Origin of the sequence: Nonomuraea turcica (genome assembly GCF_030718205.1) — a bacterium.
Lineage (GTDB): Bacteria > Actinomycetota > Actinomycetes > Streptosporangiales > Streptosporangiaceae > Nonomuraea.
This window is the reverse complement of sequence record NZ_JAUZQF010000038.1, coordinates 1-18,902: the sequence shown is the minus strand read 5'-3', so window position 1 is coordinate 18,902 and position 18,902 is coordinate 1. Positions and strand designations below refer to the sequence as shown.

The following is an 18,902-nucleotide window of genomic DNA, read 5'->3' as shown; positions in this document are numbered from 1 at the left end:
CCCCACCCCGGGTACCTGGTTTGGAGCATGAGTATTGGTACCAGCCTCAGCGAGGTCTGGTACGAGGCCCAGAGCTCCAGTCGCCTTGATCACGAACGACGTTTGGATACCACACTGTCGATGAGCTGGCCTGCGTCAGCCTGCCAGTCGGGCGAGGGCCAGTTTGTGTGCCTGGTCGAGGGACTCAGCAGCAGCGCAAGGGACGTCGGGCTGGACACCGGTGCCCTCCCAGTTCGCGCCGGAGACGGGGTTGATGGCGCGGCCGGTGGGGACGGTGGCTTCCAAGTGGGGGTGCAAAGTCCAGCCCTTGCACGGATGTGCGCCGCCGCGGGTGGGCTCGCCGACGACAACGGCGCGGCCGAGCTGTTGCAGGTCGTACGCCAGTTCCTCAGCGGCGGAGAAGGTGCTGTCACTGGACAACACGTACAACGGTTTGCTGCCACCGAAACGCGCGCCGGGAACGTGCGGCAGGCTCCAGGACTGCTCGCTGCGCTCGCCGCGGCGCCAGTACATGGTGTTGAGGTGAGTGCGCTCGTCCAGGAGGTAACTGCAGACGAAGGCGACGGTGTCTGGGTCGCCACCCCGGTTGTTGCGAAGGTCCACGATCAGCGCCTGGGCGCGGGAGGCCAGGGTGAGCGCGGCGCTCAGCGGTTCGGCGGCCCACTCCAGCGGGAACAGCATCGGCGCCAGTTCCACCACGGCGACCCCTCCGTCGAGTAACTCCACCCGGGGCGCACCGCCCAGCGAGGTGTCGAAGTCCCGGCGGATGGAGTCTAGAGTGGCCGCGCCTTGCTCGGGGGACACCGGGTCGGCGTGGTGTTTCAGTCTCAGGTGTTTGTCGTTGTTGACGGACTGCAGGTCCGCGGTGACCAGACGGGCGAGCTCTTCGGTACCGTCGACGTCATAGGCGCCCTCGGCGAGGCGTCGTTGGAGCAGGCCGGCGAGTTGCTCGGCTATCTCAGGGAAAACGTAGTGCTCGGTCAGTAGTCGGGCTGTCTCGTCGATGACAGGGGCAGGCTGAAGCGTCGTCACAGGAGTCATGGCAGGGAGTAGAGCACTGCCCTTACGAAAACGTCAAAGACGCCGCATCAGGCTGTCGAGGCTCACCAGCTCAGATCGCCAAGGAAACTGCTGAGCGCCGCGTTGACCTCCGCGGGCCGCTCCAGCGGCGGCAGGTGTCCCGTTGCAGGCAGATCGAGCCGCCGGGCGCCTTTGATCTCATCGGTCAGCAGATCCGACACCGCCTGGATGCCCGGCACATCCGCCAGTCCGTTGATCACCAGAGTGGGTGCGGTGATCTCGTGGAGTCGCTCCTTCGCCGACAGGTGCCGCTCGGTCACCGGCCGACGGCTCCAAGAGCGCTCGAACACCCGGCGCATCATCGCGAACGCCAGCTCCCACACCTCCGGATCGAGATCGTCCAGTCCCCGGTCCGGCCCGGCCACCTGCCATAGCACATGTGCCCGGGCGAAGGCGTCGAGATCTCCGGGAAGCACCCTGCCCGCCGTCCCGCTCCGATAGCGGGCCAGCCTATCGGCGGGAACGGTGCTGTGCACCCACTCCCGCGCCTGCGCGATCATGTCCTCGGGCCATGTGTGGCCCGACAGTCCAGAGGAGATCAGCACGAGCCCCGCCACTCGGTCCGGAGCCACCAACGCCGCCTCCACCGAGTAGGAGCCCCCCATCGAATCGCCCACCAGCGCGGCCCGTTCCACGCCGAGTCCGTCCATCACGCGCAGCAGGTCTTCGCGGTGAACGAGATCACCGGCCGGATCGGCCGACTCGCCGTATCCGCGCCAGTCGTAACTGATCACCCGGTAACGATCGGACAGGGAGTCGCACTGGTGTCGCCACATGCGCCGATCGGCAATCCCCGCGTGGATGAGCACCACCGCAGGACCCTCACCCACCTCGTCATAGGCCAGACCATCGATCCTCGTCACGCCCCAGATCGTATGAGTCGAATCGCAGCTTCTCGGCTGGGTTCGCAGTCGGCGTATCCCGCGCCCATGTCCACCACCCTCGATTCCTGAGTCCCGCTCAAATCTCGATGACCCAAGCCTCGCGGTTCGATGTCATAGGACAAACGGATTGATCAAGCAGCGAACGCGTATCCGTCCGGGTGTCGGGCTTGATGAAGGCGGTACTGTTCACGATCGAGGTGTCTGCGGAAGCGCGGGTCGCCGAGCCTGGGGGCGCGCAACGAGGGCTGCATCGCCTCGTGAAAGGGCGGGTAGTCCTCGGCGTGGACCGCGTGCAGCGTGATCCGCAGGAGCGTCGCCTTGACGACCTTGCCCTCAGCGAACGCCGCGTCCAGGTCCGCCGGGTCGAACCCGGCGAGCCGGTTCCACAGGGCCAGGTACGGCGAGGCGGCGTGTTGCGCCTGTAGGGCGACCAGGCGGCGCACAGCCTCGACGACATCCAGGGCCTGCCGTCCCAGGAGCAGTTGGCGGGTGAGCGTGGCCCGGTTGAGCTCCCGCACGGTAAGCCGCATGCGTCAGTCCTTGTCGGCCGGCAGGGTCGGGTAGTCGGTCATGGGATAGAGGCCGACGGCGAATCCGTAGGTCGTCTCACCGGAACGGGGAACCTGATCGAACTCCTGCACCAGGTCCTTGATCCGGTGCCAGAACTCCGTGGCCCGCTCCGGCGAGATCCGAGCGTGCCGGATGAACGCCCACAATTGGTGAGCCTGATAGGCCGCGGCGGACTCCTTGGCCGCGACCTCGAAGTCGTTGAAGTCCAGCGGGAGCGGGCCGCCGCCGGGCGCTTGGCCGACGCCGACGTAGAACATGCGGGCCGTGCGGCCGTAGTAGCGCTCATCGATCGCCCGCACCCGCCGGGTCCGCACCACGCGCAGCAGCCCGGCCTCGGCCAGGACGTTGACGTGGTGCGCGACCGTGCCTTTGGGGCGCTTGACCGCATCGGCCAGCTCCGTCACGGTCGCGGCCCGCTCGTGCAAGAGGCCGAGGATCGTGGTCCGCAGCGGATCGCCGATGGCCCGTACCTGCTCGGGGGTGCTGAGCTCGATCACCTCGGCGAGGTCGTAGTCCGGAACCGAAGGATTGGTCGACATGATTCGATTAGTCTAACATCATCAATCATTCGAGATTTCTCGTTCGTTCAGCAGCACGCGCACGAAAGGGGCCGCCGCATGACCGAGGTCTTGTTGTTCCACCACGTCCAGGGGCAGACAGCCGGATTCCTCGGCTTCGCCGAGACGCTACGCCAGGCCGGGCACACCGTACACACACCGGACCTCTTCGACGGGCACACGTTCGCCAGCCTGAACGACGGCCAGACCTATGCGGGCAAAGCAGGTTTCGACAACCTCCTGGAGCGTGGTGTGCGCGCCGCCGACACGCTGCCCAGCGAGCTGGTGTACGCCGGCTTCTCACTCGGCGTCCTGCCGGCCCAGAAGCTGGCGCAGACCCGGCCAGGCGCGCGTGGCGCGCTGCTCTTCGAATCCTGCCTGCCTGTTTCGGAGTTCGGAACCTCATGGCCGGAGAACCTGCCAGTCCAGGTCCACGGCATGGACGCCGACCCGGTCTTCGCCGGCGAAGGAGACCTCGACGCCGCTCGCGCCCTCCTCGCCTCGGCCGAACACGGCGAGCTGTTCCTCTATCCCGGCAACCGGCACCTCTTCGCCGACAGCAGCCTGCCGTCGTATGACGCCGACGCCGCCGCGCTGCTCACCCGCCGCACCCTCGACTTCCTCGCTACCATCGGCTAATGAGCGAAAGAAGCATTGGCTTCCCAAGCTCGGTCACGTTGCCCGCTGTTCGCCCCGGTTCGGGTACGGTACGCCGCACGACCACGCAGCAGCATGCAGTCAACCGCGGCGATACCCCGCCAGCGTGCAGCACCGACTTACGTGGTGCACTCACGCAGACCCGCCGCCCCAAAGGCGCGCTCCAGGACGACCACGGGGATCTGCCTGCGACTCCTGGCCTCGTAGGTCCGGTAGACCGGCGCGAGCTCGGTCATCATGCGCCAGAGCCGCTCTCGCTCCGGCCCTTCGGTGGTACGCGCGCGGGCGGTGAACCGCTCGCCGAGGATCTGCACGCCGACCTCCGGGTTGGCCACCACGTTGAGGTACCACGCGGGGTGCGTATGGGTGATGGCCGAGCCGGACGCCACCAGCACGTAGCGGCCGTCGTCCTCGCCGAAGAACAGTCCTGTGCGCAGCCACCGGCCCGACTTCCTGCCCTTGACGGTGAGGACGAGGTTGGTCACCCCTCCTTCCAGGTAGCCGTCGCGGCCGTCCGTGGCGAGGTAGCGGCGGACGTGCTCGGCGACCGAAGGGTCGGGGCTGTCGCCGGCGTCGTCCCACATCAGTGGTCTCCCGCGGAGATGCCTTGGGCGGACCTGGCATTGACTGCGAGCTCACGCTTGGCCATGCCGCCGACATATCTGCCACCCAGGACGACCACGCCAGCCGTGCCCTGGGCGGCGGCCTGGGCTATACGACCTGTGAGCGCGCCGACGCCTGCTGCGCTGTCAGGTGATGCAGCTGTACCTGATGCCTTGAGTTCGAAGCGCGAGGCCGCGTGCCACTGAGCGGTGGAGGGTCGAGAAGTCATGTGAGTGCCTTTCCGTTGCACAGCTTGAAATCTTCACTGATGACAAGCTCCGGCCACCGCCCCGCACCTGGGCCGGGCGGCGGCTGGAAGCGGGGCGTGCCTCAGTGCGCGCTGCTGAGGCCCTGGGCGAACCCGCCGTCGACGGGGAATTCGACGTTGGTGGTGAAGGTCGCTTCGGCGGCCAGGAAGAGCGCGGCTGCGGCGACCTCCTCGACGGTGCCGTTGCGCTTGAGCGGAGTGGTCTCGCTGCCCTGCCGCTCGAACTCGCGGCGTTCTTCCTCGGTCAGCCCGGCGACGCCCATGGTCGGAGTCTTGATGTAACCGGGGGCGACGGAGTTGACGCGGATCTTGCGAGGCAGGAGCTCGGCTGCGAGGACGTGGGAGATCGCACGCACCGCTTCCTTGGAGCCGGAGTAGGCGCTTAGACCGGGGAAGATCAGGTCGTTGGCGACGGTGGTGAAGACGATCGCCCCGCCGTCGTTGATCAGCGGTGACAGGCTCTGCACGGTGAAGAAGGCGCCCTTGGCGTTGACGGCGAAGTGCCGGTCCCAGGAGTCCTCGGTGACCTCCTCCAGCGTCTGCACCTCGGCGATGCCGTGGTTGACGAAGAGGTAGTCGATGCGGCCGAGCTTGTCCCGCACGGTGGCGGCGAGGGCACGGATGTCGGCCATGCTCGCCGCGTCGGAGCGTACGACGTGCGCCGAGTCCGGCTTCAGCTCGGTGCGCGCCTGCTCGATCGTCGTCTCGTTGCGGCCCGTGAGGACGACCTCGGCCCCACCGTCCAGGAGCGCCTTGACCATGGCCAGGCCCATTCCGTGGGTACCCCCTGTGACGACGGCCTTCTTGCCTGCGAACTTGCTCATCATTGACTCCTTGCTCGGACAGCATGCGAGGTACGTGTGGTGCGCCGGTTCCGACCGGCACACAGAGAGTGCGGGCCAGGACTCGCGGTCTTCTGTCGGTCCGCTTGCGGCGCGCTGACACGCCAGGCAATGACCACGTGGCCGTACGGTGATTCCATGCGGTTCGGGGTGTTGGGTCCGCTTGCGGTCTGGTCGGCGGACGGTGAGCTCGTGGTGGTGCCGGAGTCGAAGGTGCGCTCACTACTCGCGGCCTTGCTGACGGCTCCGGGGCAGGTGGTCTCCGCCGACCGGCTCGTGGACGAAGTGTGGGGCGACGCGCCGCCGGCGAACCCCACGGGCGCCCTGCAGACCCTGGTGTCGCGGCTGCGGCGGGTGCTCGCCCGGGCCGGGGGACAGGGCCTGGTGGCGCACCGGGCCCTCGGCTACGTCCTGGACGTGGCGGACGAGGCCGTGGACGCAGGCCGGTTCACCGCGCTCACCACGCGAGCCCGTACCGCCGCCGACCCGCGCGAGCGTGCCGACCTGCTCACTGAGGCGCTGGCGTTGTGGCGCGGCCCGGCCTTCGCCGACTTCATCGACGAGGACTTCGCGCGTGCGGCCATCACGCGCTTGGAGGAGCAGCGCATGCTGGCCCTCGAGGAGCAGGCCGAGGCCCGCCTCGAGTTGGGCGGGCACCGCCTTCTCGCCGCGGAGCTCGGCGACCTCACGGACCGCCACCCGCTCCGGGAGCGGCTGCGCGCGGCCCATATGCGGGCCCTGTACGGCGCGGGCCGGGCGAGCGAGGCCCTGGACAGCTACCAGGATCTACGCCGCCGCCTGGACCAGGAGCTTGGCCTGGAGCCGGGTCCCGAACTGGCCGCCCTGCAACAGGAGATCCTGCGGCAGGACCCGGCCCTGCGGGCCGTCCCGGCACCCGCGTCCGCCCCACGCCACCACACCAACCTGCCCACCCCGGCCACCGCCCTGATCGGGCGGTCGGACGCGTTGGAGGAGGTCCGCGCCCTGATCGCGGCGGGCCGCCTGGTGACGTTGACAGGGCCCGGCGGGGTCGGCAAGACACGCCTGGCAGTGGAGGTGGCGTCCGGCCTGACCGGTTCCTACGCGGACGGCGTCTGGCTGGTGGAGCTGGCCGCCCAGGCCTTCTCCACCGAGTCCGGCGCCGCCACCACAGGCGACGAACTGGCCGAGGTGGTGGCGGCGACGCTGGGCATCCGGGACGACGCCAATCCTGGCCCGCTGCCAGGCAGGCGGCCGCACACACTGCTCGACCGCCTGTCCGACGCGCTCCGTACCCAGCGCCTGCTGCTGGTCCTGGACAACTGCGAGCACGTCATCGAGGCCGCCGCGAGCCTGGCCCAGGCGCTGCTGCGGTACGCCCCTGGCGTACGGATCCTCGCCACCAGCCAGGAACCGCTGAGCATCCCGGGCGAGCAGGTACGGCCGGTGCCCCCGCTCGATCTGCCTGGGGACTCGGCCGACCAGGCGGTGCTGCGCACGTCGAGCGCAGTGCAGCTGTTCCTCGAACGGGCTGCGGCAGCCTCGCCCGGCTTCGCCCTCTCCGACGACAACGCCCGCGCGGTCGCCTCCATCTGCCGCCGGCTCGACGGCATCCCGCTGGCCCTGGAGCTGGCCTCGACCCGGGTACGAGTGCTTGGCGTGCGTGAGCTGGCCAGCCGTCTGGACGACCGGTTCCGGCTGCTCACCGGCGGCCACCGGGGTGCCCCGGCGCGGCAGCAGACCCTGCGCGCGATGATCGACTGGAGCTGGGAACTGCTCACCGCAGCCGAACAGGCGGTGCTGCGCCGCCTCGCCGTCCACTCCGACGGCTGCACCTTGGAGGCCGCCGAGGACGTCTGCGCCGGTGCCGGCGTGAAGCCCGCCGAGGTCCTGGACCTGCTGACCCGGCTGGTCGACCGTTCCCTCGTGCTGGTCGCCCACGAGGCCGACGGCACCCGGTACCGGCTGCTCGAGTCGGTCTCGGCGTACCTCCTGGAGCGGCTGAGGGAAACCGAGTACGAGCGAGTACGGCGCGCCCATGCGCACTACTACGCGGCGTACGCCGAGCGGGCCGACCCCCTTCTTCGCGGCGCCGATCAGCAGCACTGGCTGCGACGCCTGGACGCTGAGACCGCCAACATCCGCAGCGCCCTCGACAGCGCCGCCGCCGACGGCGACGCTCGCCTGATGCGCCGGCTTGTCCACGCGATGGCCTGGTACTGGTTCCTGCGCGGCCGCCTCACCGAGGCCAACCGCTACCTCACCCTGGCCCTAGCCCAGCCGCAGGATCCTCCCGGACGCGGTGAGGGCGCGGCGGACTCGGCGGCGGGTTCCACGGCCGGTCGGGTGCCGGACCGGTCGGGGACCGTGGTCTGGCAGACCGGGATGAGCCTGCTGTCCGGCGCCCCGGACGGACCGGCGCGCCACAGCCGCGCCGTCCTCGAGGTGTACGAGGGCATCCGCGACCCGCACGAGCGGACCAGGGCGGGCTGGCTGCTCGGCTACGCGGTCACCCGGTTCGGTGACTTCGCGGTAGGCGAGGAGCTGCTGAACCGGGTGCTGACCGAGTCCCGTGCGTTCGGCGACCGCTGGGCACTCGCCGCGGGGCTCAGCACCCGGGGCATGCAGACGTATGTGTGCGGCGATCTCAAGGCTTCCCGGCGCGACGGCACGGAGAGTCTCGAACTCTTCCGCGAGGCCGGTGACCGATGGGGGCAGCTGCAGGCCACGGCCGTGCTCGGGCGGCTCGCGGAGATCGAGGGCGACTATCCACAGGCCGCTCACCTGCACCGGGAGGGGCTGCGGATGGCCGAGGATCTGGGGCTGTGGACCGATGCCTCGATGCGCTGGTCCGAGCTCGGCAGGATCGCTCTGTTGACGGACGACTACGCCAGGGCCGAGGAGTTGCACGAGCAGGGCCGACGCCTTGCCGTCGAGCAGGGAGACCAGCCGGCCGAGGAGTTCGCCGAGATCGGGCTCGCCCTGGGGGCGCGCCGGCAGGGTCGGTTCGACCGAGCGGAGTCGTATCTGCGCCGGTGGCTGGAGTGGAACCGGCAGTTCGACGCGGAGTACGGGGCGGCATTGATCCTGGCCGAGCTCGGCTTCCTCGCGGAGCTGCGCGGGAACGCGGAGACGGCACTGGCGCTGCACCTGGAAGGGCTGGCCGCGGCCCGGGACACCGGCGATCCACGGGCGATCGCCCTGGCCTTGGAGGGGCTCGCCGGGGCGCGGGCCCTCGCCGGACACCCCGTGCGGGCCGCGCGCCTGCTCGGTGCGGCGTCCGCGGCCCGCGCCTCGGCCGGCGCCCCGCTGCCGGCGGCCGAGCGCGGTGACGTGGACCGGATCACCGCGGCGCTGCAGGCGGCGCTGGGAGAAGCAGGCTTCGAAGCCGAATTCGAACGGGGCGCCGCCCTGGGCCCAGACATCGACGCGGAGTGGCTCGACGCGTGACGGGAACGCCGGGACACGTACCCAGAAGTCCCTGGTGCAGGGACGGCTGGACGTGAGCACGGCACTGGAGACCGCATGGCGGTTGTCGCGTGCGCCGCCCGGCTGCGAGCCGATCACTCTGGACGACGTCGGCCACGGCCCGGGGAAGGCGGACCTGCTCGTGGCCGTGACTGACAGGATGGCTAACCGGACTCGGCAGTAGCTCTTCTTCGCAATCCATACCATCTCCCACCAGCATGGACTTCGTCCTCGACCACATGCGAAGAGGGAGATCATTGATGGCCGCATCAGACATGGCAGGCATGGCGCTCATGAGCAACTGGGCGGCAGGGTGGTAGGTGGTGGTGACCTCGGTGCCGGCCATCCGTGCGATCCCGGTGACCTGCCGGGCGCGGGTGACCTCGTAGCCGCGCAGAGCCACTACCGGGTCGGCGGCGGCAGCCCCGGCGGGGTCCAAGGCGCGGGCGAGGCAGTAAGCGTCCTCAAGAGTCTGGTTGACGCCCTGCGCCAGGCTGGGCGGCATGGCGTGAGCCGCGTCCCAGAGCAAGGTAATCCGTCCGGTGCCTCATGTCCGCAGCACCGCGAGGCTGTGGTGGGGCCAGGCGACCAGTTCGGCGTCGGCGATGGCCTCGAGCAGCTGTGGAATCGGGTCGGCGTACGCGGCGAAGCGTTGGCGCAGCATGGCCGGCGCCGCGTCGCGTACGCCCGCGGGTGGCAGGTCAGCGGGGGTGGGATGCTGAAGAACCACTGCAGCAGTCCTTCGCCGGCCGGCTGGAGGCCGATGAAGCCCTCGGGTCCGAGCATGCTGAGTATCCGAGAGGACTCGGTGATCTCGATGGGCAGAGGCCCTGCCAGGTGACCCACCCGGTGGGGCGGGTGTTCGGCTGGGCCCACAGCTGTCGGCGCATCAGGGACTCGCGCCCGTCAGCGCATCAGGGACTCGCGCCCGTCAGCGCCGACGATGACGTCAGCCTCGTAAGTGCTGCCGTCGGTGAAGGCGCCACGACGTGCTCGCCGCGGTCTGCAACCCCGCTGCGCTCCTTGCCGAAGGTCACCCTGCCGGCGGGTAGAGCGTCGAGCAGACGCTCGGCCAGCCGCCGCCGTGGGGCCGCAGATGGTCGGTGTCTCGAAGCGCCCCCCACAGCGGCTGTGTTCATCCGCATCAGACGGCGGCCGTCGTGGGTAACTTGACTTTGGCCATCTGCGCGATCTTGAAGCGCGCGGTGGTGGCGGGTTGGGGTCGCGCTCACGCGCTCGGGGTGGCGCTGCAGCTGACTGCACTGATGGTCAAGACGTGATCATGTTGGACCGGATGCCCATGGCAGTGCTCTGACATGCGGAAACATCGGGGGTCCTAGAGCCTGTTGCGAAGTGGGCAGGGAGAACGTCGGGGTATCAGGGCGTGATGTGGTGCTCGGTGAACTGGCCGCAGGAGCGGAAGCCCAGGCGTCGGTAGACGGGTTCGCCGTCCGGGGACGCCTGCAGGACCGCGACGCGGTAGTGCTCACGGCGGGCGAGGTGGAGGGCGGAGAGTGTCATGGCGCCTCCGTAGCCGCGTCGGCGGTGGGTGGCCAGGGTGCAGATGTTGTAGATCCCGGCCACGTGTGCGTGGAGGAAGACTTCGGCCGAGCAGACCGGGCGGCCCTCCACATAGCCGACCAGATAGAGGGCCGGGCAGTCGGCGGCCAGCGCCTGGGGGACGGCCCGGTCGAAGAAGCGGCGCACGGTTGCGGCGGGCGGGTCCCAGTTCGCGGCGACAACCGTGGCGTAGTCAGAGAGCTGTTCAGGTGTGGTCACCGGGCAGACGTCCAGTCCATCCACAAATGGCTGGGGCCGGGGGCCCTCCAGGTCGGCCCACATGGCCGTCTCGTGTTCGGCGGCCGGCAGGCCGACCGCCGACAGGCGGGCGGTCAAGTCCTCCGGGATGGAGGCAGGTCCCACCCACCAGGAGAAGGGGCGACCGGTGGCGGCCAGCGTCCGGATCGTCTCGGTGATCCGTGCCTGGGTGGTGTCGGGGGTGAAGCGGGCCGCAGCAACGATGTTGAACGTGTTGTCGGCGAGACCGCTGTCGGCAACCAGGAGATCGTCGGTCTCCACGACGATCGCGCCTCTCATGCGTCGGTGCAGGTGACAGGCATGTTCGGCCAGGTTCTGCTCCATCCTGGCCAGCAGCTCGCTTTCATCACGGGCGGGGCTCTTCATCAGGTTCATGATGATTGATCACAGCATGCCTGTGGCAACTCGGCTCGTGTTTTGGACTCGCCTAGTTACACCGTCTCCGTATGACGGTGTCCGCCGATGTCTCCGGCACCGACCATACCGGCAACCTGGCAGGGCCTGCTGGCAGAGTTCCGGCGCTGCTTCTCCTCCTCCACCTTTCCAGTGTTCTGCGCACTGACGACGGGTTTGGTGGCCTGTACGCAGGAAGTGCAGCCTGGCTCGTGGCATTGGCCACGGAACAGGCCAGCCGTCCCGTAAACGACACTTGTTGGCGGCCCGAGGGCATTCCCGTCGAAGAGGCCCTCGACGAGTGGCTATGCGGGGCGCAGAAGCTCCTCGCGCCTGGTCAGCAGTTGGGCGCGCTCGGCCAGCAACTGGGCGTGGCGCGCCTTCAGGTACGCCCCGGTGTCGCGCACCCACTGCGCCAGCTTCTTCACCTCGGCCCTGGTCCTCTCGATGCGCTGATGCTTGAGCACATCGCTGATGATGTTGTCGAAGAAGGCGTCCACAAACCACCGCGTGTCCACCTTGGGCATCACCGGCCGGGCCGCGATCCCGGTGTCGGCCAGCTCGCGGGCGAAGACGTCCAGAGCCCGCTGGGCATGCCAGGCGGCCTTGTCGGCACTGGTCAGCTTGTCGTGTTCGTAGGCGTCGGCGAGCAGACCGCCGCCGAACACGTCGAAGGTGGAGGCGTTCCTGGCGGAGTCGAGGAAGCGCAGCACGACGCCGAGCGCCTCGTGCGCGCCCTGCCCCGCCTGGCGGGCCTCCTCACACTCGCGCACATCGGCGCTCAACCGGTCGAGCGCGGCGCCGAGGTCGGCCAGCTCACGCGCGCGCGGATCTCCGCTCCGGATGAGCTGCTGCTCCTTCTGGGCCAGCAACTGGGCGTACTCCCGGGACGCGGAGTCGAGCACGGCCAGCTCGGCGGCCGCCGCCGCCGCATCGGCTTCGAGCTGCGCCAGTCGGGCGCGGTGACCGTCCACGCGTTCCCTGGCCACTACCGCCTCGGCGCGCTCGCGCTCCAGCCGCTCCTCGCGGTTGCCCAGCATGCGGGCCAGGACGGCGGACAGCCCGCCTTCCAGCCGGGCGACGTCACGCTCCTCTTGGGCCAGCTCGAACTCCAGATCCTCCAGGGTGCTACGGACACCCTCGATCTGTTGCGCGGTGGTCTCACGCAGGTGCCGAACGTGCTCGGCGCGGTGCATTCTGGCGGCCGCCTCGCGCAACCGTTCGTCAAGCCCGGGGGAGAGGGTCACGCAATGACGACGAACGGGCCGGACCGGACGTTCCGCACAGCTCGCCGAGCTTACACAGCGACCGCCGGGCCAACGTGCCTTACGACCCCCGAATGAGCGGCGGGCCTCAACGAGCAGGCCGTTCAGCAACGCCGTTGTCCAGTTGGCGATCACTGGCCATGGGATCAGCGGCGGCGTGCGGCCGGGTCGCGGCTCTGCTGCCGGCGAGCCGGGCTTCGGGGGAGACGCGGGCGTACTTGGCGAGGGACGTGACGGAGGTGTGGCCGGAGTAGGCGAGCAGGGTGGAGGTGTTGGCGCCGTCTTCCGCTGCGTGGATGAGCGCGCTGTGGCGTAGCTGGTGAAGCGTGTACGGGCCGCCAGGCAGGTCGGCGGTGGCCTGCTCGAACAGCTCGGCGGCGCGGCGGTAAGACAGTCGGGTCCGACCGGAGTCAGGGTCGGCGTCGGCCGGTGGCAGGGGGACGCGGGTGCCGCCGCGGTGGGGAGCCTGCATCAGGCGGGGCGAGCCGGCCCACCGGGGCCGGCGTTGCCGATGTCGTCACGGGCCTGGGGGATCTCCGTTCGAAGCACGGCCGCGTGTCTGAGTGAATCTTGGCCGGAGAGGTGGCCGTACACGGTCAACACCACATCCTGCGTATCCGGCGGCAACTTCGAGTTCACGATCGCTCTCTCGACATCATCCACCATGGCGAGCCCGACACCCAGGAGGTAACCGACGGAGACGTCAAGCAGCTCGCGCAGCTTGAGCACCTGAGGGAGGCTGGGATCTTCTTGCCGGTCTCCAAGGTCGGCGAACACCGCGACCGGCCAGGTTCCAGCGGGCGGGCGCCGCGCGTTCGGCGGTGTGGGCAGCCTCGGGCCGCGGTGGGCGCGGGAGGGGCCGGCCGACGGAGCGGAGACGTGCGCCTCAGTGTTCGGGGAGCAGAGCAGCGTGCCCGTGACGGGGCAGCGACAAGCGATTCATCTTCATGGACTCCATCTTCAAGCGTTCCAGGGCACTATTGCACGCGATCCGATTGAATGGTTTGCTCTTTCACGCACAGGAGGTGAACGCCATGGACGACATCGACCGGGCCATCCTGCGGGAACTGCAGGTGGACGGGCGGATCCCGTACAGCGATCTGGGGCCGAAAGTCGGGCTGTCGCCCTCGGCAGCCCGCCAGCGGCTGCAGCGACTGATCGACACGAAGGTGGTGCAGGTCGTCGGGGTCACCGACCCGATGGCCATGGGCGGGCAGACCATGGCCATGCTCGGTCTGCGCGTGGACGGCGATCCCCGCGCGGTGGCCGACGAACTCTCACGCCACGACGAGGTCGTTTACGCCGTCCTCGTCTCGGGCACCTTTGACCTCTTCGTGGAGGTCGTCTGCCGTCGCCCGTACGCCCTCCTGGATTTCGTCAACGTCGTCGTGCGTCCCATCGAGGGCGTCGCGGCGGTGGAGAGTTTCCCGTACTTCGGGATCCACACCCACCGCTTTCTGTGGGACGTCGACTGAGCACTCCTGCCTCACCGCCTCTCGTTCGTGCCGACGGCCGATCACGTGCTGCCGATGCTTCACCCACCGCCCCCTGCCGGTCAGCATCCACCCATCCCTCCACCGAACCGCTCCGAGGTACCCGGCATGACGCACGACCAGCCCCTCACCATCGACTTCTTCACGCACCAGGGCCTGCCGGCCCCACGGGTGACCACCGAAGAGGCCCGCCGGACCGCCGCGGAGCACTTCGGGCTCGCGGTCCGCGCCGAGGCGCTGGGCAGTCAGCAGGACGCCAACTTCCTGCTGACCCACGACGACGGATCGCCCGTGGCCGTCCTCAAAATCGCCAACCCGGCGTTCGCCGCGACCGAGATCGACGCGCAGGACACTGCCGCAGACCTGATCGCCGACGCACAGCCCGGTCTGCGTGTCGCGACCGTCGTGCGCGATGTCGATGGTGTCCGCAGGACTGCCACCATCCCCACCGACAACGGTCCGGTCATCGCCCGCCTGCTGCGGCATCTGCGCGGCGGGACGCTCTCCGGCTCACGTCATCTGGCGCCCCGGACGGTCGCGGCCATGGGGCGTATCGTCGGCCAGGTCAGCACGACCCTGCGGTCCTTCCGCCATCCGGGACTGGAGCGGGTCCTGCAGTGGGATCCCCGCCACGCCGACCGCGTGGTCAGGCGACTTTCGGACCACGTCGTCGAGGCGGAGCGCAGATCCGCCGTGCTGGCCGCGACCACGGAGGCCTGGGCCGTTCTCCTGGGGGTCGCCGACCGGCTACCGCGCCAGGCCGTGCATCTGGACCTGACCGACGACAATCTCGTCATCTCGCCCGACAGCCCCGTGCCACGGCCCGACGGGATCATCGACTTCGGCGACCTGACGGACAGTTGGGCGGTGTGCGAGCTCGCCGTGACACTGTCCTCGATCCTCCATCACGACGGCATGGAACCGCACCACGTCCTGCCCGCCGTCCGCGCGTTCCACGAGATCAGGCCGCTGTCCGGGGACGAGGCGACGGCTCTGTGGCCCCTGGTGGTGCTCCGGGCGGCCACCTTGGTGGTCAGCGGACGGCACCAGGCTGCCATCGACGGCGACAACGCCTACGTGAACGCCGCGCTCGAGCGCGAGTGGCGCATCTTCGAGCAGGCCCGCGCCGTGCCGACTGCGGTGATGACCGAACTGATCGTCGAGACATTCGGCCTGACCCGCCAACGGGCCACCGCCGCGGTGCCCGCGGTGCCCGTGCTGGCCGGAGCGGACCCCGCAGGCATCGCTGTGCTGAACCTGGCCGTCGGGTCCGACACCATGGACCACGGCACCTGGCTGGAGGACGCAGCCGTGGACCGTCTCGCTGCCGGCCTGCTCACCGCCGGTGCCACCACCGTCACCACCCGCTACGGTCAGGCGCAGCTCACCGCTGCCCCCGCTCTGTCCACCACCTCGCCCGCCACCATCGCCACGGGCGTCGACCTGTGGCTCGACGGGCCAGCCGTCCTGCAGGCGCCGGGCGACGGCGAGGTACTGGCGGCGGCGCCCGGCCGCGCGGCCGTCACCTTCGGGCCCCACGTGCTGCATCTGTCCTTCCCCGACGCCGCCCACCCGATCCCGCCCACTGGCGGACCCGTGCACGCAGGCGACCAACTGGTCACCCTGCCCGCCGGCGCTCGCGTCCACGTCTCGCTCCGGCGGCCCGAGGCACCCACGATCCCGGCACTGGTGCGGCCCGAGTACGCCGCCGGCTGGCTCGCGCTCACCGCCGATCCCGCCCCGCTGCTCGGACTGCCCGCTGTCGGCGGTGCCACTCCGGAGGACGACCTGCTCGCCCGACGCGACGCGGTATTCGCCCCGGTCCAAGAGCACTACTACGAGAACCCGCCCCGCATCGAACGTGGTTGGCGCCACCACATGGTGTCCGCCGAGGGCCGCTCCTATCTGGACATGGTCAACAACGTCACCCCGCTCGGCCACGCCCACCCCCGCGTCGAGCAGGCGATCTCGCGGCAGCTGCGCAGGCTCAACACCAACTCCCGGTTCCACTACGCCGCCGTCGTGCAGTTCACCGAACGCCTCGCCGCTCTGCTGCCGGCCCCCTTGGACACCGTCTTCCTGGTCAACTCCGGCTCCGAGGCCGTCGACCTGGCGATCCGGCTCGCGATCGGCGCCACCGGACAGCACGACGTCGTCGCCCTGCGCGAGGCGTACCACGGCTGGACCTATGCGTCCGACGCCGTGTCCACCTCTCTCCAGGACAACCCCAACGCACTGGCCACCCGCCCCAGCTGGGTCCACACGGTCGACTCACCCAACTCCTACCGAGGGCGTTGGCGCGGCGAACAGGCCGGCAACTACGCCCTTGAAGCCGTCCAGGTGATCGATGAGCTGGCCGCCTCCGGCCGCCCGGCGGGCGCCTTCCTCAGCGAGTCGTACTACGGCAACGCCGGCGGCGTCGCTCTGCCCGACGGCTACCTCCAGCAGGTGTACGCGGCGGTGCGTCGGCACGGCGGTCTGGCCATCGCCGACGAGATCCAGGTCGGCTACGGCCGCCTGGGCACCTGGTTCTGGGGCTTCGAGCAGCAGCAGGCCGTCCCTGACATCGTCTGTGTCGCCAAGGCGATGGGCAACGGCCATCCGCTCGGCGCCGTCATCACCACCCGGGCCGTCGCCGACCGCTACCGCGACCAGGGCTATTTCTTCTCCTCCACCGGCGGCAGCCCCGTCTCCAGCGTCGCCGGCCTCACCGTCCTCGACACCCTGCGCGACGAGGACCTGCAAGGCAACGCCGTGCGCACCGGCGCCCACCTCAAGGCAAAGCTCCAGGCCCTCGCCGAGCACCATCCCATCATCGGCGCCGTGCACGGCTCCGGCCTCTACCTCGGCCTCGAACTGGTGCGCGATCGCCACACTCTGGAGCCCGCCACCGAGGAGACCGCCGAACTCTGCGAGCGCATGCTCGACCTCGGCGTCATCGTCCAGCCCACCGGCGACCACCTCAACATCCTCAAGATCAAGCCACCGCTGTGCATCGACCCCGCCGGTGCCGACTTCTTCGCCGACACCCTCGACCGCGCTCTCACCGAACTCGGCCACTGCGGCACGGGCGGGCACACCCGCTGAGCGACAACGGCGCTCCTGCTCAAAACGTCGATCGGCAGCCCGACTCAGGCCACGCCCTTTGCTCCCCTGGGCGGGTGTCTAGGTTCGGCCGCGAGCTCGACCGCCTTGCCGCTGGCGGATAGTGCGAACGTCATCGCGAGCCGGTCTGCCCGCGGGTCGGGTCACCGGGAGCCTTATCAACGATAGCAAAAACTTGTTATCAATGGTGATTCCAGTGATAACGTAGAATTAGCATCGTTGGAAGCATGCAGAGGGGACGTCATGATCGTTGTCACCACTCCCAGCGGCCAGATCGGCGCCCAGGTCCTGGACAAGGTCCTCGACAGTGACGAGCATATTCGCGTGGTCGTGCGCGACCCGTCCCGTCTCGAGGCCAAGGCCCGCGACCGCGTCGAGGTGGTCCACGGGTCACACGACGACCCCGACGTCGTCACCAAGGCATTCGCCGGTGCCGACACCGTGTTCTGGGTTGTGCCGCCGAACATGCGGGTCCAAAACGTCGTGGACTACTACGAAGACTTCACCCGGCCGGCGAGCGAGGCGATCAAGGCCCAGGGTGTCAAGCGCGTGGTGGCCGTCTCCAGCCTCGGTCGTGAGTCCGGCGAGATAGCCAAGCGCACCGGGCACCTGTCGGCGGCGTTCGCAATGGACGACTTGCTCGAGGCCACGGGCGTGAGCTACCGGGCGACATCGGACGTCACCGCCGCGGCCACCACGCTGCTGCTCGACGACTCCTGGAGCGGCCGTGGGCCCGCCGCTTCCTGCGCCTCACCCTCAAAATCGCGACCAAACGGCCTGGTCAGACCGGGTTCAAAGTACTCGCGAGAAGGTGGATCGTCGAGAGATCCATTTCTTGGTTGATGAACGCCCGCCGCAACGTGATCGACTTCGAACGCAAGCCCTCGCACAGCGAAGCACACCTGACCGTTGCCTCGATCACGCTCATGACCAGGCGGCTTACCAGGAAAAAGCCGCAGGCATGGGCCCGAAAGCCAGCGTTGGCACCGCGGGCCGCCTGAGAGTGAGGAGGCCGCGGTGGGCCGGAAGGATGCCTCCGCCTGATCCTGCTCGACGGTTGCCCGGGATCGACAACACCCTCTGAACCTTGCGGCCGGCTGGTTCTGCCGTCCGCTGCCACTGACAGAATGTGCGGCTATGCCGGACATTCTTTCGTCGAGTTACGAACTGCTGGTGATCCGCACGGACTTCTCCGCCCCGCAGGCGTGGGCGGCCGTCCGCGCGACGATCGGATCGATGGTGGACAACGAATGGATTCTGGAGGACGACGAGGGCGAGTTCGTCGCGCCGGTGCAATACCTTGATGATCCGGCCTACGAAGGCGCCACAGCGGAGGAGATCCTCGCGCTACTGCCGGAGGAATACGACCCCGCGTTCTTTGTCGTAGTGGACGAAGTCGCTGTCCGCTTGCCGGAGATGCCGCTGCTTCTCGTCGACCTGAGGGTGGAGAGGGGGCGCCAGATGCGGGTCATCGCGACCGAGCTGTATTCGATCGAGGCCAACCTCTCGATCGGCAACATGGACTTCGCCGAATTCGCCGACGCCATGGACGAAGAGGGTATCTTCCGCGGGTTCTGACGAAGGCCGCCAGAACGGCACATGAATATCCGTACTCAGCCGGGCGGGCGGGTGCGGAGTGCCGACGATGTTCCCGCTCGGCACCCGCATCCACTCCCACTGCCGAGATCGCAGGCGTGGATATCGCGCTCCTCCGCCCGGTAGTTTGCCTGAGGGTGAGAGATGCTGGCTGATGACCTCCTCACCCAAGATCGCTAAGGGGTTCGAAGACACCTTCTTAGCTTGTTCTTTATCCTCCGGATTGTTGTAGGGCTGCGAGAGTGCGGCCGCGTTTGACGGTCTTGCCAACGTCGTAGCGGGGTGCGGGCCGGCGATTGGGGATCCCGGGTGGACGTCCTGGGC

Annotated in this window: 18 protein-coding genes and 1 pseudogene; 7 read left to right on the top strand and 12 right to left on the bottom strand. The window is 69.1% G+C overall.

Annotated features, from left to right (window positions below):
• Positions 1-135: 135 nt before the first annotated feature.
• From Q9G87_RS54035 to Q9G87_RS54020, 4 genes are all read right to left on the bottom strand, one after another.
• Complete coding sequence (locus Q9G87_RS54035; RefSeq protein WP_305924497.1) at positions 136-1,032, bottom strand: S41 family peptidase; 897 nt, start codon at positions 1,030-1,032, stop codon at positions 136-138.
• Positions 1,033-1,103: 71 nt separating this feature from the next.
• The gene (locus tag Q9G87_RS54030) at positions 1,104-1,943 is read right to left on the bottom strand and encodes an alpha/beta fold hydrolase (RefSeq protein ID WP_305924496.1); all 840 of its coding nucleotides are present in this window, start codon (positions 1,941-1,943) and stop codon (positions 1,104-1,106) included.
• A 152-nt stretch (positions 1,944-2,095) separates the two neighbouring features.
• Positions 2,096-2,494 carry a DNA glycosylase AlkZ-like family protein gene (locus tag Q9G87_RS54025; RefSeq protein WP_305924495.1) on the bottom strand — a complete coding sequence of 133 codons (399 nt, stop codon included), beginning with the start codon at positions 2,492-2,494 and terminating at the stop codon, positions 2,096-2,098.
• A gap of 3 nt (positions 2,495-2,497) precedes the next feature.
• Complete coding sequence (locus Q9G87_RS54020; RefSeq protein WP_305924494.1) at positions 2,498-3,073, bottom strand: ArsR/SmtB family transcription factor; 576 nt, start codon at positions 3,071-3,073, stop codon at positions 2,498-2,500.
• A gap of 78 nt (positions 3,074-3,151) precedes the next feature.
• On the opposite strand from Q9G87_RS54020, the gene Q9G87_RS54015 reads away from it, so the two are divergent.
• Entirely contained in the window at positions 3,152-3,730 is a 579-nt protein-coding gene (locus tag Q9G87_RS54015) for a dienelactone hydrolase family protein (RefSeq protein ID WP_305924493.1), read from the top strand.
• Between the two features lie 137 nt (positions 3,731-3,867).
• On the opposite strand, the gene Q9G87_RS54010 is transcribed toward Q9G87_RS54015, so the two are convergent.
• Positions 3,868-4,332 (bottom strand): nitroreductase/quinone reductase family protein, encoded by a 465-nt coding sequence (locus Q9G87_RS54010; protein ID WP_305924492.1) that lies wholly within the window; start codon positions 4,330-4,332, stop codon positions 3,868-3,870.
• A 349-nt stretch (positions 4,333-4,681) separates the two neighbouring features.
• Positions 4,682-5,443 carry an SDR family oxidoreductase gene (locus Q9G87_RS54005; protein ID WP_305924491.1) on the bottom strand — a complete coding sequence of 254 codons (762 nt, stop codon included), beginning with the start codon at positions 5,441-5,443 and terminating at the stop codon, positions 4,682-4,684.
• A 156-nt stretch (positions 5,444-5,599) separates the two neighbouring features.
• On the opposite strand from Q9G87_RS54005, the gene Q9G87_RS54000 reads away from it, so the two are divergent.
• Positions 5,600-8,890, top strand: coding sequence for a BTAD domain-containing putative transcriptional regulator (locus Q9G87_RS54000; protein ID WP_305924490.1), 3,291 nt, complete (start codon positions 5,600-5,602; stop codon positions 8,888-8,890).
• Positions 8,891-8,942: 52 nt separating this feature from the next.
• A complete protein-coding gene (locus Q9G87_RS53995) occupies positions 8,943-9,092 on the top strand; it encodes a hypothetical protein (RefSeq protein ID WP_305924489.1) in 150 nt (49 codons plus the stop codon).
• 255 nt (positions 9,093-9,347) lie between these two features.
• Here Q9G87_RS53995 and Q9G87_RS61135 read toward each other — a convergent pair.
• From Q9G87_RS61135 to Q9G87_RS53970, 6 genes and pseudogenes are all read right to left on the bottom strand, one after another.
• Positions 9,348-9,437 (bottom strand): annotated as a pseudogene (locus Q9G87_RS61135) (FAD-dependent monooxygenase); the annotation flags it as partial.
• An 18-nt stretch (positions 9,438-9,455) separates the two neighbouring features.
• Positions 9,456-9,638 (bottom strand): hypothetical protein, encoded by a 183-nt coding sequence (locus Q9G87_RS53990; protein WP_305924488.1) that lies wholly within the window; start codon positions 9,636-9,638, stop codon positions 9,456-9,458.
• 647 nt (positions 9,639-10,285) lie between these two features.
• Positions 10,286-11,092 carry a GNAT family N-acetyltransferase gene (locus Q9G87_RS53985; RefSeq protein WP_305924487.1) on the bottom strand — a complete coding sequence of 269 codons (807 nt, stop codon included), beginning with the start codon at positions 11,090-11,092 and terminating at the stop codon, positions 10,286-10,288.
• A 332-nt stretch (positions 11,093-11,424) separates the two neighbouring features.
• Positions 11,425-12,366, bottom strand: coding sequence for a hypothetical protein (locus Q9G87_RS53980; RefSeq protein ID WP_305924486.1), 942 nt, complete (start codon positions 12,364-12,366; stop codon positions 11,425-11,427).
• 106 nt (positions 12,367-12,472) lie between these two features.
• Entirely contained in the window at positions 12,473-12,856 is a 384-nt protein-coding gene (locus tag Q9G87_RS53975) for a tyrosine-type recombinase/integrase (protein ID WP_305924485.1), read from the bottom strand.
• The gene (locus Q9G87_RS53970; protein WP_305924484.1) at positions 12,856-13,113 is read right to left on the bottom strand and encodes a hypothetical protein; all 258 of its coding nucleotides are present in this window, start codon (positions 13,111-13,113) and stop codon (positions 12,856-12,858) included. The genes Q9G87_RS53975 and Q9G87_RS53970 overlap by 1 nt, the downstream gene beginning before the upstream one ends.
• A 305-nt stretch (positions 13,114-13,418) precedes the next feature.
• Here Q9G87_RS53970 and Q9G87_RS53965 point away from each other — a divergent pair, with 305 nt between their 5' ends.
• The 4 genes from Q9G87_RS53965 (at position 13,419) to Q9G87_RS53950 (ending at position 18,560) form a co-directional block, all read left to right on the top strand.
• On the top strand, positions 13,419-13,859 hold the full coding sequence (locus Q9G87_RS53965) for an Lrp/AsnC family transcriptional regulator (protein WP_127933500.1): 441 nt from the start codon (positions 13,419-13,421) through the stop codon (positions 13,857-13,859).
• Between the two features lie 126 nt (positions 13,860-13,985).
• Complete coding sequence (locus Q9G87_RS53960) at positions 13,986-16,964, top strand: aminotransferase (RefSeq protein ID WP_305924483.1); 2,979 nt, start codon at positions 13,986-13,988, stop codon at positions 16,962-16,964.
• Between the two features lie 261 nt (positions 16,965-17,225).
• Positions 17,226-17,825 (top strand): NAD(P)H-binding protein, encoded by a 600-nt coding sequence (locus Q9G87_RS53955; RefSeq protein ID WP_305924482.1) that lies wholly within the window; start codon positions 17,226-17,228, stop codon positions 17,823-17,825.
• A 294-nt stretch (positions 17,826-18,119) separates the two neighbouring features.
• The gene (locus Q9G87_RS53950; protein WP_305924481.1) at positions 18,120-18,560 is read left to right on the top strand and encodes a DUF6924 domain-containing protein; all 441 of its coding nucleotides are present in this window, start codon (positions 18,120-18,122) and stop codon (positions 18,558-18,560) included.
• The last annotated feature ends 342 nt before the right edge of the window (positions 18,561-18,902 follow it).

Coding starts and splice junctions, on each gene's coding strand:
- Q9G87_RS53985 (WP_305924487.1), bottom strand. CDS start 11,092: ATGAAGAGCCCCGCCCGTGATGAAAGCGAGCTGCTGGCCAGGATGGAG.
- Q9G87_RS54005 (WP_305924491.1), bottom strand. CDS start 5,443: ATGAGCAAGTTCGCAGGCAAGAAGGCCGTCGTCACAGGGGGTACCCAC.
- Q9G87_RS54010 (WP_305924492.1), bottom strand. CDS start 4,332: ATGTGGGACGACGCCGGCGACAGCCCCGACCCTTCGGTCGCCGAGCAC.
- Q9G87_RS53955 (WP_305924482.1), top strand. CDS start 17,226: ATGATCGTTGTCACCACTCCCAGCGGCCAGATCGGCGCCCAGGTCCTG.
- Q9G87_RS54025 (WP_305924495.1), bottom strand. CDS start 2,494: ATGCGGCTTACCGTGCGGGAGCTCAACCGGGCCACGCTCACCCGCCAA.
- Q9G87_RS54020 (WP_305924494.1), bottom strand. CDS start 3,073: ATGTCGACCAATCCTTCGGTTCCGGACTACGACCTCGCCGAGGTGATC.
- Q9G87_RS53965 (WP_127933500.1), top strand. CDS start 13,419: ATGGACGACATCGACCGGGCCATCCTGCGGGAACTGCAGGTGGACGGG.
- Q9G87_RS53950 (WP_305924481.1), top strand. CDS start 18,120: ATGCCGGACATTCTTTCGTCGAGTTACGAACTGCTGGTGATCCGCACG.
- Q9G87_RS54015 (WP_305924493.1), top strand. CDS start 3,152: ATGACCGAGGTCTTGTTGTTCCACCACGTCCAGGGGCAGACAGCCGGA.
- Q9G87_RS54000 (WP_305924490.1), top strand. CDS start 5,600: ATGCGGTTCGGGGTGTTGGGTCCGCTTGCGGTCTGGTCGGCGGACGGT.
- Q9G87_RS53960 (WP_305924483.1), top strand. CDS start 13,986: ATGACGCACGACCAGCCCCTCACCATCGACTTCTTCACGCACCAGGGC.
- Q9G87_RS53975 (WP_305924485.1), bottom strand. CDS start 12,856: ATGCAGGCTCCCCACCGCGGCGGCACCCGCGTCCCCCTGCCACCGGCC.